Annotated in this window: 9 protein-coding genes; 8 read left to right on the top strand and 1 reads right to left on the bottom strand. The window is 70.2% G+C overall.

Annotation, left to right across the window (positions count from 1 at the left end):
* Window positions 1-684: 684 nt before the first annotated feature.
* The 5 genes from LWP59_RS29340 to icmF all read left to right on the top strand — a co-directional run bounded on the left by LWP59_RS29340 (window position 685) and on the right by icmF (window position 9,770).
* Window positions 685-4,455: a sensor histidine kinase gene (locus LWP59_RS29340; protein ID WP_308431710.1), complete on the top strand. Its 3,771-nt coding sequence runs from the start codon at window positions 685-687 to the stop codon at window positions 4,453-4,455.
* Window positions 4,452-4,895, top strand: coding sequence for a roadblock/LC7 domain-containing protein (locus LWP59_RS29335; protein WP_144637604.1), 444 nt, complete (start codon window positions 4,452-4,454; stop codon window positions 4,893-4,895). The genes LWP59_RS29340 and LWP59_RS29335 overlap by 4 nt, the downstream gene beginning before the upstream one ends.
* A gap of 7 nt (window positions 4,896-4,902) precedes the next feature.
* On the top strand, window positions 4,903-5,664 hold the full coding sequence (locus LWP59_RS29330) for a DUF742 domain-containing protein (protein WP_144637606.1): 762 nt from the start codon (window positions 4,903-4,905) through the stop codon (window positions 5,662-5,664).
* Window positions 5,645-6,256, top strand: coding sequence for a GTP-binding protein (locus tag LWP59_RS29325; protein WP_186383206.1), 612 nt, complete (start codon window positions 5,645-5,647; stop codon window positions 6,254-6,256). The genes LWP59_RS29330 and LWP59_RS29325 overlap by 20 nt, the downstream gene beginning before the upstream one ends.
* Before the next feature lie 277 nt (window positions 6,257-6,533).
* Window positions 6,534-9,770 (top strand): fused isobutyryl-CoA mutase/GTPase IcmF, encoded by a 3,237-nt coding sequence (icmF, locus tag LWP59_RS29320; protein WP_144637607.1) that lies wholly within the window; start codon window positions 6,534-6,536, stop codon window positions 9,768-9,770.
* Window positions 9,771-9,893: 123 nt separating this feature from the next.
* Here icmF and LWP59_RS29315 read toward each other — a convergent pair whose 3' ends face one another.
* Window positions 9,894-10,562 carry a class I SAM-dependent methyltransferase gene (locus LWP59_RS29315; protein WP_144637609.1) on the bottom strand — a complete coding sequence of 223 codons (669 nt, stop codon included), beginning with the start codon at window positions 10,560-10,562 and terminating at the stop codon, window positions 9,894-9,896.
* Between the two features lie 66 nt (window positions 10,563-10,628).
* On the opposite strand from LWP59_RS29315, the gene LWP59_RS29310 reads away from it, so the two are divergent.
* From LWP59_RS29310 to LWP59_RS29300, 3 genes are read left to right on the top strand one after another with little or no spacing between them, the layout of a single operon-like run.
* Complete coding sequence (locus tag LWP59_RS29310; protein WP_144637611.1) at window positions 10,629-11,447, top strand: LLM class F420-dependent oxidoreductase; 819 nt, start codon at window positions 10,629-10,631, stop codon at window positions 11,445-11,447.
* Window positions 11,444-12,259 carry an LLM class F420-dependent oxidoreductase gene (locus tag LWP59_RS29305; protein WP_144637613.1) on the top strand — a complete coding sequence of 272 codons (816 nt, stop codon included), beginning with the start codon at window positions 11,444-11,446 and terminating at the stop codon, window positions 12,257-12,259. The genes LWP59_RS29310 and LWP59_RS29305 overlap by 4 nt, the downstream gene beginning before the upstream one ends.
* A 38-nt stretch (window positions 12,260-12,297) precedes the next feature.
* A complete protein-coding gene (locus tag LWP59_RS29300) occupies window positions 12,298-13,287 on the top strand; it encodes a TIGR03557 family F420-dependent LLM class oxidoreductase (protein WP_144637615.1) in 990 nt (329 codons plus the stop codon).
* Window positions 13,288-13,293 lie beyond the last annotated feature (6 nt).

Raw genomic sequence — 13,293 nt, 5'->3', positions numbered from 1 at the left:
AGTGCTTTTACCTGCTGTAATGAGCCGTTCAGGCTAGAGTCGCCGGAAAGCGCTTCCAATGATGTCACTATGGGTAGCCATAATCGCAAAAGCTCACTCTATGGAGTGAACTGAGAGGAATTAACAAATTCGCAGCGTGATGGCGAAAACTTCTGTCCGGTTAGGCCGGTTCGTCGGAAATAGTCGTTGATTGACCAGCTGTCAAAAGCCACATGATCGGGCGTTATTCTTCTGTAACTCCGTCACTGGGCACACGGTCAGTACGCCTTTCCCGCGATCGTCAGGAGACCCCTGCGCTATGTGGGTGAAAGTGGATGAAAGCGGCCTCACCTGGGCTGTCACACATCCGAAGGAACGCGGCGGAGGGCTGCCTACTGACGAGTCAACCCCTTGTTACAACGGGTATTTCCCCAGGTCGGAAGCACTATTTGCACCCGGGTCAAGTTCGACCCCATTGGTGTACGCTTCCTTCGCCACGTTGACTCGCTGTGACCGAAGGTTACCGATCTTGTTCCGACCATGCTGCACATCGCATCATGCAAGGACGTCGGCGATCGGCAGGTCGACGAGGCCGGGGACGGCGGCGTCGGCCCGGACGGGGCACGCACGAACGAACGTCGCAGCACGCGCACACGAGATGCCGGACAGGGAGTCACTTTCGTGACCGTTGCAGGACAAGGCCAAGTGCCTGTGGGACAGCTCCTAGGCCAGCAACCACGGCGACCCTCCAAGTGGAGCGCGGTCAGCAGATGGCGAGACTGGCCGCTGTCGGTCAAGCTGGCCGCGGTCACGCTGGTCCCCATCCTCATCTCGCTGGTGCTGGGCAGCATCACCATCAACAACCAGGTGCAGCGGTCCAACGACTACGACCGGATCGACCGGCTCGTCGTGCTCGGCACGGACGTGCGGGGGCTCGTCGACGCGCTGCAGCAGGAGCGCACCCGCACCGCGGCGCTGCTCACCCAGGGCACGGTCGGCAGCTCGCCGGAGCTCGACGCGGCCCGTGCCGCGACCGACCGGGCGCTCAAGCCGCTGAGCACCGACACCGCACGCGTGACGCAGGTCGACGACGCGGTCTCCGCGCCCGGCACCGCCAGCAACAACGCACTCGCCCGGCTCGCCGAGGTCCGCCAGCAGGTCGCCGCGGGCCAGCTGGACTCGGTCCAGGCGCTCGACGCCTACTCCGCGATGACCACCGCGCTGCTGAGCCTCGACACCTCGCTCGTCGCCGGCATGGGCGACCCGTCCGTCAGCGGCACCGCCAACGCGCTGCACGACCTGCAGGTCGCCAAGGAGGAGGTGGCCACGTCGCAGGTGCTGCTCAGCTACGGCATCGCGCGGGGCAGCCTCACCCCGACCCAGCTCAACCAGCTGCGCACGGCCGAGGTCCGCCTCGCCGACCGGCTGGAGGACTTCCGGGCGGCCGCCAGCGGCGCCCAGGGCCAGGACTTCGACCGCACGGTCACCGGGCCGGACTTCGACACGCGCAGCCGGCTGGTCAGCAGTGTGCTGGCCGCACAGGGGCTGACCGCGAGCGACGCGCTCGACGCGATCTCCGGCGAGCAGTGGGACACCGTGTCCACCGCGGTCCTCAACTCCCTGCGTGCCGTCAGCTCCCGCCTCGGCGACGACGCCGCGACGACCTCCGGCGAGCTGGTGGACAGCTCCGGCACCGACGCCGGCCTGCTGGCCGTGCTGTTGTTCGCCGCGCTGGTGCTCACCGCCGCCGTGGTCTTCCTGATCACCCGCCAGCTGCTGCGTTCGCTGCGCCTGCTGCGCACCAGTGCGCTGGACGTCGCGGACAGGCAACTGCCCGCCGCCGTGCGGAACATTCAGGAGGGCCGCGAGCAGGGCGCCGAGGTCACCCCGGTCGTGGTCGGCACCGCCGACGAGATCGGCCAGGTGGCCAAGGCGTTCGACGCGGTGCACAGTCAGGCGCTGCGCCTGGCGATCGAGCAGGCCGCGATGCGGACCGGCTACTCCAGCGTGTTCGTCAACCTCTCCCGCCGCAGCCAGAGCCTCGTGCAGCGGCAGCTGCAGCTCATCGAGCGGCTGGAGCGGGACGAGGAGGACGCGGACCAGCTGGCCACCCTGTTCCAGCTCGACCACCTCGCCACCCGGATGCGGCGCAACAACGAGAACCTGATGGTCCTCTCCGGCGCCGAGCCGGGCCGCCGGTCCGGCCAGCCGGTCACCACCGCCGACGTGCTGCGTGCCGCGGTGTCGGAGATCGAGCAGTACCAGCGCGTGGTCGTGCAGCCGCCGCCCACCGCGCGGATCGTCGGCTACGCGGCCAGCGACCTCATGCGCCTGATCGCGGAGCTGCTGGACAACGCGACCGCGTTCTCCGCGCCCGAGACGCAGGTGACCGTGTCGACGCGGGTGTCGGACCAGGGCGGTCTGGTCGTCGACATCATGGACAAGGGCATCGGCATGAACGAGGCCGAGGTCGGCGAGGCGAACGCCCGGCTGACCGAGGCCGCCAGCGTCGACCTCGCCACCTCGCGCCGGATGGGCCTGTTCGTGGTCGGCCGCCTTGCCGGGCGGCACCGCATCGGGGTGACCCTGCACGGCGGCAAGGACATCGTCGGTGTCCGTGCCACCGTCAACGTGCCGGCCGAGCTCGTGATGGACCTGCCGGAGACGGCCGTCCCCGCCCCGGTGCCCCAGCAGCAGCAGGACCCGGAGCTGCCGCGTCGGCGCACCGTCAACGGCGCGGGCCGCGCGGGTGCGCTGACCAGCCTCGCCGGGACGACCTCGGGCACACTCGGCGACGGTGCCGCCCAGCCGGGGCCGTGGGGTCAGAACGGCCACTCCGGCATGCTGCCGCCGCGGCCGCCGTCGGACCTGGAGGTTTCGGGCACGGAGCTGTTCAGCCCGGTCCAGCCGGACGAGCTGGACCAGCCGCCCGCCAACCCCGAGCCGGCGGACCTGCCGGGCGGCGCGCTGCCCGCGGGCAAGGCGCTGTTCGAGGCGAACACCAGCTCGGGCGCGCTCACCGAGTGGTGGAGCGCGGCCGCGGCCGAACCGGCGCCGCCCCCGCCGCCGCCCACCCCGCGCGAGACCACCCCGATCTTCGACGAGACGCTTTCGGCCTGGTTCCGCAGCGACAAGCCGGCGCCGAAGCCGGAGAAGGCGGCAGTCGCCGCGAAGCCGGCGAAGTCCGCGAAGCCCGTGGAAGCCGAGAAGCCGGCCGAAGCGGTGCGCGAGCCCGAGCAGCCCGCCGAGGGCAGGGCGACCACCGGCTGGGACTTCGCGGCCGACGAGAGCTTCCGTGCCGCGCGTGCCGTGGCCGAGGTGGAGCCGACCAGCTTCACCGAGTCCGGCCTGCCACGCCGCCGCCGCGGTGAGCAGCTCATGCCCGGCAGCGCCACCCCCGGTGGCACCCCGGAGCCGGTGCGGCAGGCGGAGTCGTCGACGGACGCGCCGCTGCCGATGCGGGACCCCGCGGACATCCGTGGCCGGCTGAGCAGCTTCCAGCAGGGCGTCAGCCGTGCCCGGCACGCCGCCCGCGATCAGCAGCCGGCCGAGGCACAGAGCGCCGCACCGCAGGATGCTCTCGAGGAGACCGCGAGCCAGGCGCTGCCGCAGCGGCGGCCGTCGCCGGGCAGGTCCGCCGGTGTGCCGCAGCCGCAGCCGCGACAGGATCCGCGGCAGGAGTCATGGCCGGACGCCGACGAGGCCGAGGCCGTGACGGCGAACCCGGTGCCGTGGCGCCGCCCCGAGCCCCCGGAGGAGAGCGCACCGGTGCGCCGGCAGCCGACGGGCGAGAACCCGTTGCCGCAGCGGCAGTCCGGCGGCGCGCTGCCGCACCGGCGCCCGGTCGGGGAGAACCCGCCGTTGCCGCCGCGATCCGGCGAGGGCGGGCTGCCCCAGCGGCCGCCGCAGCCGGTCCCGGAGACCTCGCTGTCGCAGCGGTTGCCCCAGCGGGAGTCGCAGCGGGAGTTGCAGCAGGGCGGGGAGAGCCCGCTGCCCCAGCGCCGGTCCGCCGAGCCGCCACGGCGGCTCGAGCCGCCGGAGGAGTCCACCGAGACCTCAGGCGCGTTCCTGTGGCAGAAGCCGCGGTTCTTCGACGAGTCGCCGGAGGAGGCTCCGGCGACGGAGGCTCCGCTGCCCCGGCGGCAGCGTGGGGAAGCCGAGACCGTGGCCGAACCCGTCGCCGCGGCCGGGGAGTCCGCCTGGTCCTTCCCGACGGACGAAAGCTGGCGGACGGTCGAGGCGGTCTCGCAGGCCGCTCCGTCGGGCTACACGGCGGCGGGACTGCCGCGCCGCCGTCGTGGTGAACAACTCTTGCCGGGCAGTGCGTCTTCCGCGAGCACGCCTGGACCGCGAACCCAGCGTGACCCGCAGGATGTGCGCGGCAGGCTGAACAGTTTCCAGCAAGGTGTCCGGCGTGGACGGCACCGCACGGGACAGCCTGCCGAGTCTGAACACGAAACCATGGAGGGTGAATGACCTCGCCGCAGCCACAACAGAACCAGTTCGGATGGCTGGTCAATGACTTCGCCGAGCGTGTGCCGGGTGTGGCGCACGCGGTGGTCGTGTCCGCCGACGGGCTGCTGCTGACCGCGTCGAACCGCTTGCCCCTCGACCGCGCCGACCAGCTCGCCGCGGTTGCTTCCGGCCTCATCAGCCTCACGCAGGGGGCGGCGCGCTGTTTCGAGGCCGGGGCGGTCAACGAGACCGTGGTCGAGATGGAGCTCGGCATCATGGTGCTGATGTCCATCAGCGACGGTTCGTGCCTCGCGGTCCTCGCGGCGCCGAACTGCGACATCGGTCAGGTGGCCTACGAGATGACGATGCTGGTCGACCGCGTCGGCCAGATCCTCACCCCGGAACTGCGTGCCCAGCTACAGGGCTCCGGCGGTGCCCTGATCGGTGAACCGGTGGGATGATGCCGCGATGACCATGGGACCCGGGAGCGGTTCCCCTCCTGACGAGGACGACGACGCGACATTCGCGGACGTCCTCAACGGCTTCACCTTGGATTCGGGACGTGGCCGCCGGAAGCGGAAGAAGGCCAAGGAGTCCGAAGCCGAGGCTGCGGCCGAGCCGCGCCAGGACGAGCCGGACCCCGGCCTGTCCCCGGCGCAGCCCGGTCCGTCGCCGCAGGCCTACGAGCCCGCGCCGGCTCCGGGCCCGCCCGGGTTCCACGAGTCCGGCCCGGATTCGGGCTACTTCGAGCCCGGCCAGGGTTCGGGGTACTTCGAGCCCAGCCAGGGCACGAGCTTCGGTACCGGCTACTTCGAGCCCGCGGTGTCCAACAGCGGGCCGATGCTGCCGGAAAGACCCGAGCCCGCTCCCTTCGAGGAGGAGACCGCGGCCGTCCGGCCGTACGCTCTGACCGGGGGGCGGACGAGGGCCAGCTACGCGCTGGAACTGGAGACGCTGGTCTCCGTCAAGGATGTCGTCGCCGCCCGCATGGACGCGGGGGTGCCGATGCAGTTCGAGCACCGTCAGATAGTGGAAGAATGCCGGTCGCCACGTTCGGTCGCGGAGATCGCGGCGCTGCTGCGGGTCCCGGTCGGCGTGGCCAGGGTGCTCATCAGTGACGCGGCCGATGCCGGCTTGATCACCGTGCACAAGACCGTGTCCGGCAGTGAAAACGCCGAGGCGCATCTCATGTTGATGGAAAGGGTGTTGAGTGGACTCCGTCGGCTTTAAAGCACCGCGGCCGGCCGCGCCGCAGACCATGACCTCGGCCAAGATCGTGGTCGCCGGTGGCTTCGGCGCCGGCAAGACCACTTTCGTGGGGTCGGTGTCGGAGATCGTGCCTCTCACCACCGAGGCCATGATGACCGATGCCAGCCGCGGCATCGACAACCTCGACAGCACCCCGAACAAGGCCACCACCACGGTGGCGATGGACTTCGGCCGGGTGTCACTGGACGCCGACCTGATCCTGTACCTGTTCGGCACGCCGGGGCAGCAGCGGTTCTGGTTCATGTGGGACGACCTGGTGCGCGGGGCGATCGGGGCCGTGGTGCTCGCGGACACGCGCCGGCTCGCGGACTCGTTCGCGCCGGTCGACTTCTTCGAGGATCGCAGGCTGCCGTACATCATCGGCGTGAACACCTTCGACGGTGTGATGCACCACGACGTCAACGACGTCCGGGAAGCGCTGGCGATCGACCCGAGCATCCCGATCGTGCGCTGCGACGCGCGCGATCGCGAGTCGACCAAGCAGACGCTGATCACGCTGGTCGAGTACGCGATGCGGCAGTGGATCGCGCTGCGGGCGGCCAACGCCCGCTGACGCTGGGCCGATCCGCGCGTGCGAGCGCGCGGGTGGCTGAACCGCGCCCCAAGGCGCCCCCCGCTGGTCCCCGCCCGCGTTCTCTCGCCGGCCTGCGCTTTGTCGCGGCCTGCTCTCCTTCGCGTGCTGTCGATGGCCGTTGCCGGACTGTGTTCCCATGTGCCCGCGCCGCCGAAGGCCGTTGGCGAACTGCGTTCCCACCTGCCCGTGCCAGGGTGCGCCACATCACTCGGACAGTTGGCTTTGCAATAGTAGGAAGTCCGAGTATTTTGGAGGCATGAGCGCGCCCTTGTACAAAGCCGTGCACCCGGTCCGGTTCGTCACCGCCTCGAGCCTGTTCGACGGCCACGACGCGTCCATCAACATCATGCGCCGCATCCTGCAGTCCCAGGGTGCGGAGGTCGTGCACCTCGGCCACAACCGCTCGGTGGACGAGGTCGCCACGGCCGCGATCGCCGAGGACGCCCAGGGCGTCGCGATCAGCGCCTACCAGGGCGGCCACGTCGAGTACTTCTCCTACCTCGTCGAGCTGCTGCGCGAGCGCGGCGCGGGGCACATCAGGGTCTTCGGCGGCGGGGGCGGGGTGATCGTCCGCGAAGAGATCGAACTGTTGCACTCGCGGGGCGTGGCCCGCATCTTCTCCCCGGACGACGGCCTCGAGCTGGGGCTGCCCGGGATGATCAATCTGATGATCAAGGAGTGCGACGTCGACCTGGCGGCGCAGCCGGTGGGCTCGCCCGCCGACCTGCTCGCCGGGGACGTCCGGGCGCTGTCCCGCACGATCACCCAGCTGCAGGCCGATGTCCTGCCGCAGGAGTGGCACACCGCGATCGCCGACACCGCCAAGGCCAGGACGGTGCCGGTCCTGGGCATCACGGGCACCGGCGGGTCGGGCAAGTCCTCGCTCACCGACGAGCTGATCCGCCGTTTCCGCCTGGACCAGCAGGACAAGCTGCGCATCGCGGTGCTCGCGGTGGACCCCACGCGCCGTCGTGGCGGCGGGGCGCTGCTGGGCGACCGCATCCGGATGAACAGCCTCGACGGCTCCTCGGTGTACTTCCGCTCGCTGGCCACCCGCACGACGAGCGGGGAGATCCCGACGGGGCTGGACGAGGCGATCCTGGCCTGCAAGGCCGCCGGCCACGACCTGGTGATCGTCGAGACGCCGGGGATCGGCCAGGGCGACGCCGGCATCGTGGACCACGTCGACCACGCGCTGTACGTGATGACCCCGGAGTTCGGCGCGGCGTCGCAGCTGGAGAAGATCGACATGCTCGACTTCGCCGATGCCGTGGCGATCAACAAGTTCGAACGGCGGGGCGCGGAGGACGCGCGCCGGGACGTCGCCCGTCAGCTCGTGCGCAACCGCGAGGAGTTCGGCGCCTCGCCCGACGACATGCCGGTGTTCGGGACCAGCGCGGCGAAGTTCAACGACGACGGGGTCACCGCGCTGTACCAGTACCTGCGCGATGCCTTGGCGGAAAAGGGGCTTTCGGTGTCCGCGGGCACGCTGCCGCAGATCGCGGGCAAGGTCTCGACGGGCGCCGGCACGATCATCCCCACCTCGCGCACCCGCTACCTCGCCGACATCGCAGACACCGTGCGCGACTACCACCAGCGCACCCAGGAGCAGGTCGAGGCGGTCCGCGAGCGCAACCAGCTGGCCGCGGCGAAGGCGGCGCTGGCGAAGGTGAACGCGGACACCGGGGCGATCGGCGAGCTGCTCGACGAGGCCGAGTCCCGTGTGGACGATGCGACCCGCCGCCTGCTCGACGAGTGGACGGCGCTGTCGGAGTCCTATCGCGGCGAAGAGCTGGTGTTCAAGGTGCGGGACAAGGAGCTGCGCACCCAGCTGTGGCGGGATACGTTGTCGGGCAACAAGGTCCCGCGCGTCGCGCTGCCGCGCTACACCGAGTCCGGCGAACTGCTGTCGTTCCTGCGCCGCGAGCACCTTCCCGGCTACTTCCCTTACACCGCAGGGGTTTTCCCGTTCAAGCGGGACGGCGAGGACCCGGCCCGCATGTTCGCGGGCGAGGGCGACGCGTTCCGGACCAACCGCCGGTTCAAGTACCTTTCGGCCGAGTCGGCGGCGAAGCGGCTGTCGACGGCGTTCGACTCCGTGACGCTCTACGGGCATGACCCGGACACCCGCCCCGACATCTACGGCAAGGTCGGCACCTCCGGGGTGTCGATCGCCTCCGTCGAGGACATGAAGGCCCTCTACGACGGGTTCGACCTGACCGCCCCGTCGACCTCGGTGTCGATGACGATCAACGGCCCCGCGCCGACGATCTTGGCGTTCTTCCTCAACACCGCGATCGAGCAGCGGATGGCGGCCTTCCGCGAGGAGCACGGGCGCGAGCCGAGCGCCGAGGAGGCCGCGGAGCTGCGGGAGTGGACGCTGCGCAACGTCCGCGGCACCGTGCAGGCCGACATCCTCAAGGAGGACCAGGGGCAGAACACCTGCATCTTCTCCACCGAGTTCAGCCTGCGGATGATGGCGGACATCCAGGAGTGGTTCATCGAGCACGGGGTGCGCAACTTCTACTCGGTGTCGATCTCCGGCTACCACATCGCCGAGGCGGGGGCGAACCCCATCTCACAGCTGGCGTTCACGCTCGCCAACGGGTTCACCTACGTCGAGTCCTACCTCGCCCGTGGCATGGACATCGACGACTTCGCACCGAACCTGTCGTTCTTCTTCTCCAACGGGATGGACGCGGAGTACTCGGTGCTGGGGCGGGTGGCCCGGCGCATCTGGGCGGTCGCGATGAAGGAGCGCTACGGCGCGAACGAGCGGTCGCAGAAGCTCAAGTACCACGTGCAGACCTCGGGCCGGTCGCTGCACGCGCAGGAGATCAGCTTCAACGACATCCGCACCACGCTGCAGGCGCTGTGCGCGCTGTACGACAACGCGAACTCCTTGCACACCAACGCCTTCGACGAGGCGATCACCACGCCGAGCGAGCACTCGGTGCGCCGCGCGATGGCCATCCAGATGATCATCAACAAGGAGTGGGGCCTGTCGAAGAACGAGAACCCGCTGCAGGGCTCGTTCGTCATCGACGAGCTGACCGACCTGGTGGAGGAGGCCGTGCTCACCGAGTTCGACCGGATCTCCGAGCGCGGTGGCGTGCTCGGCGCGATGGAGACCGGTTACCAGCGCGGCAAGATCCAGGACGAGTCGATGCTGTACGAGCGGCTCAAGCACGACGGCTCGCTGCCGATCGTCGGGGTCAACACGTTCCGCAACCCGCATCCGGAGGAGGACGAGATCGAGGTCGAGCTCGCGCGGGCGACGGAGGCGGAGAAGGAGTCGCAGCTCGAGCGCGTGGCCGACTTCCAGCAGCGCCACCGCGACGAGGCCGAGCAGGCGCTGCAGGCGCTGCGCGACGCGACCACCAGCGGGGAGAACGTGTTCGCGGTGCTGATGGACGCGGCGCGGGTGTGCACGCTGGGCCAGATCACCGAGGCGTTCTTCGAGGTCGGCGGCCAGTACCGGCGCAACGTCTAGGTTGTGTTTCATAAGCGGCGGAGCCGCTTGCGCCTGCGCCGTCAGCTTGCACCGCTACCCGCACCGGCCCGCAAGCCACTTCTGAAACGGCCCCTAGGCCGGCGGCACCCGGCGGGAGGCGTCCTAGCGGCGCACGGCCGCGAGCTGCCACACCTGCATGAGGTAGCGCCCCTGCTCGTCGACCGGAAGGCTGCCGGGGAGCGGGGTGCCGTCGAACACCGCGGACGTGATCGCGGTCGTGTACTGCGCGTGTCGCAGACGCGTGATCTCCCAGCCTTCGCCGAACGTGGTCCGCAGGTTCGACTCGGAGATCGTCCGCGGGCCGGGCACCTCGCCCAGTTCCTCCGACCGGGCGAAGACGTGCACCGTCGCGCCCGGACGGCACGCCCGGTGCAGCCCGGCCACGTACGCGTGCTGCTGCTCGTCGTCGAGACAGTGGTAGAGCGCGCTGTCGACGACGGTGTCGAATCGTCCGTCGAGCCCTTCGAGCCGCGTCACGTCGCGGACCTCGAACTCCGCCGCGAGCCCGCGCTCGCGGGCCGCGGCCGAGGCGCGTTCGATCGCCGTCGGCGCGCCGTCGATCCCCGTCACGCGGTATCCCCTGGCGGCCAGGAACATCGTGTTCTCGCCGAGCCCGCACCCCGCGTCGAGCACATCGCCCCGGATCTCGCCCGTCGCTTCCAGCGCGACCACCAGCGGTTGCGGCTCGCCGATGTCCCAGGGCACCTGGGTGAGTCCCGGCTGCAGCGGCCGGCCGCGGTACACCTCGTCGAAATCCGGGAATACATCCATGTGTGTGAGGGTAGTGGCTACTGGGGAATAGCGAGTGCAAGTGCAAGAGAGAGGTTGGGTGCACACATGAAGTTCGGAATCGCCACCTTCGTGACCGACGAAGGTATCCGGCCCGCGGCGCTGGGCCGAGCACTGGAGGAACGCGGGTTCGACTCGCTGTTCCTGGCCGAGCATTCGCACATCCCGGCCAGCCGGGAGTCGCCCTATCCGGGCGGCACCGAGCTGCCCCGGTGGTACTACCGCACGCTCGACCCGTTCGTCGCGCTTTCCGCGATCGCCTCCGTCACCTCGGACCTCCTGCTGGCCACGGGCGTGGCCCTGCTGATCCAGCGTGACGTGATCCACACCGCGAAGGAGGTCGCGAGCCTGGACCTGATCTCCGGCGGCCGCGTGCTGTTCGGCGTCGGCGTGGGCTGGAACCGCGAGGAGATGCGCAACCACGGCACGGACCCGCGCACCCGCGGCGCGCTGCTGAACGAGCAGATCGAGGCGCTGAAGACGATCTGGACCAACGACCAGGCCGAATACCACGGCAAGCACGTCGACTTCGACCCGATCTTCGCGTGGCCGAAGCCCGTCCAGCGGCCGCATCCGCCGATCTACGTCGGCGGCGAAAGCCCGGCCGCGCTGAACAGGCTGCTCAAGCACGGGGACGGGTGGCTGCCGCGCGAGGGCACGGAGATCGCCGAGATCAAACGCGTCCGCGCCTGGCTCGCCGACAACGGCAGGCCGGACCTGCCCTTCACCGTGTTCGCCGCCGGTCGCGACAAGGGCAGGCTCGCCGAGTACGCCGAGGCCGGGGTCGAGCGCGTCACCTTCTACCTGCCCACCCTCCCCGAATCGGAGACGTTGACCCAGCTCGACGAGCTGGCAGCGCTGCGGTGAAGCTGGGCGTCAGCACTTTCGTCACCGACGAGAGCATGCTGCCGGGACCACTGGCCCTCGCGGTCGAGGAACGCGGGTTCGACGCGCTGTTCCTGGCCGAGCATTCGCACATCCCGGTCAGCCGGGAGACGCCCTACCCGGTCGGCGGCGAGCTGCCGCGACCGTACTTCCGCGCGGCCGACCCGTTCGTCGCGCTCGCGGCGGCCGCGGCCGTCACGTCGACCCTGCGGCTGGGCACCGGGGTGAGCCTGCTGATCCAGCGGGACGTGATCCACACCGCGAAGTCCGTCGCCAGCCTGGACCTCGTCTCGGACGGCCGCGTGCTGTACGCGGTCAGCGTGGGCTGGAACCGCGAGGAGATGCGCAACCACGGCACGGACCCGCGCACCCGCGGTGCGCTGCTGGACGAGCGGATCGAGGCGCTGCGGACGATCTGGACCCACGACGAGGCGTCGTTCTCCGGCAAGCACGTCCGGTTCGACCCGATCTTCCAGTGGCCCAAGCCCGTCCGGGTCCCACCGGTCTACCTCGGCGGCAACAGCCACGTCGCGGCCGATCGCGCCCGGCGGCTCGGCGACGGCTGGCTGCCCAACGCCGTGCGCGACCCGGTGCAGGTCCGGGCGCAGCTCGCCCTGCTGGGTGGCGCGGACCTGCCGGTGACCGCGACCTCCGCACCGGCGGACGAGCGGCTGCTGGCCGCGTACGCCGAGGCCGGGGCCGAGCGGGTCACGTTGTCGCTGCCCCCGGGATCGGAGGCGGACACGCTGCGCCGGCTCGACCGGCTGACGACGCTGGTGCCCGCTTACCGGTAGGTTTCGAGATATCGCACGTCAGAAAGGTTGATGAGGTCGTGAGTGACGTTCAGATCGGCATGGCGGCGGCGCTGGAGCAGTTCTCCCCGCGCGAGTCCATCGAGCTGGCCGCGTTGGCCGAGCAGCACGGGTTCTCCGGGCAGATGGCGGCCGACCACTTCCAGCCGTGGGTGCCGCAGCAGGGACAGGCGTCGTTCGTGTGGAGCGTGCTCGCCTCGCTGGCGGAGAACACGACCGGTGACCTGGGCCCCGGGGTGACCTGCCCGTCGTTCCGGCTGCACCCGGCGATGGTCGCGCAGGCCGCCGCGACGCTGGAGGCCACCTACCCGGGCCGCACCTGGCTGGGCATCGGCTCCGGTGAGGCGCTCAACGAGCACATCATCGGCGGCTACTGGCCGGAGGCGCCCGAGCGGGTGCGGCGCATGTTCGAGGCACTGGAGATCATCCGGAAGCTGTTCAGCGGCAAGGACGTCAAGCACTCCGGCGAGTTCTTCAAGCTGCACACCACGCGGCTGTGGACGCTGCCGGACGCGCCGCCGCCGGTCTACATCGCCTCGGCGGGCCCGTACACCTCGCGCAAGACCGGGGAGCTGGCCGACGGCCTGATCACGCCGGGCGCGTCGACCGACAAGCTCGCCGGAATCCTGGACAACTTCAACCAGGGTGCGCGCAAGGCGGGCAAGAACCCCGACGAGATGCCGAAGCTGCTGCAGGTGCACCTGTCCTGGGCGCCGACCGACGAGGAGGCGCTGAAGAACGCGATGGACCAGTGGCCCAACGGCGGCATGAAGTTCCCGAAGGCCGACGTGCGCTCGCCGTTCGACTTCGCGCAGATGGCGAAGCTGGTGCGCGAGGAGGACTTCGAGGGCCGCATGGTCATCTCCTCGGACCCCGACGTGCACCGCGCGTCACTGCAGAAGTACGTCGACGCCGGGTTCAACCGGATCTACGTGCACAACGTGGGCCGCAACCAGAAGGAATGGATCGAGGTCTTCGGCCGCGAGGTCCTGCCCAAGCTCAAGGGCTGAACCGCC

Origin of the sequence: Amycolatopsis acidiphila (assembly GCF_021391495.1) — a bacterium.
In the GTDB taxonomy this organism is placed as follows: domain Bacteria; phylum Actinomycetota; class Actinomycetes; order Mycobacteriales; family Pseudonocardiaceae; genus Amycolatopsis_E; species Amycolatopsis_E acidiphila.
This window is presented reverse-complemented; position numbering and strand designations above follow the sequence as displayed.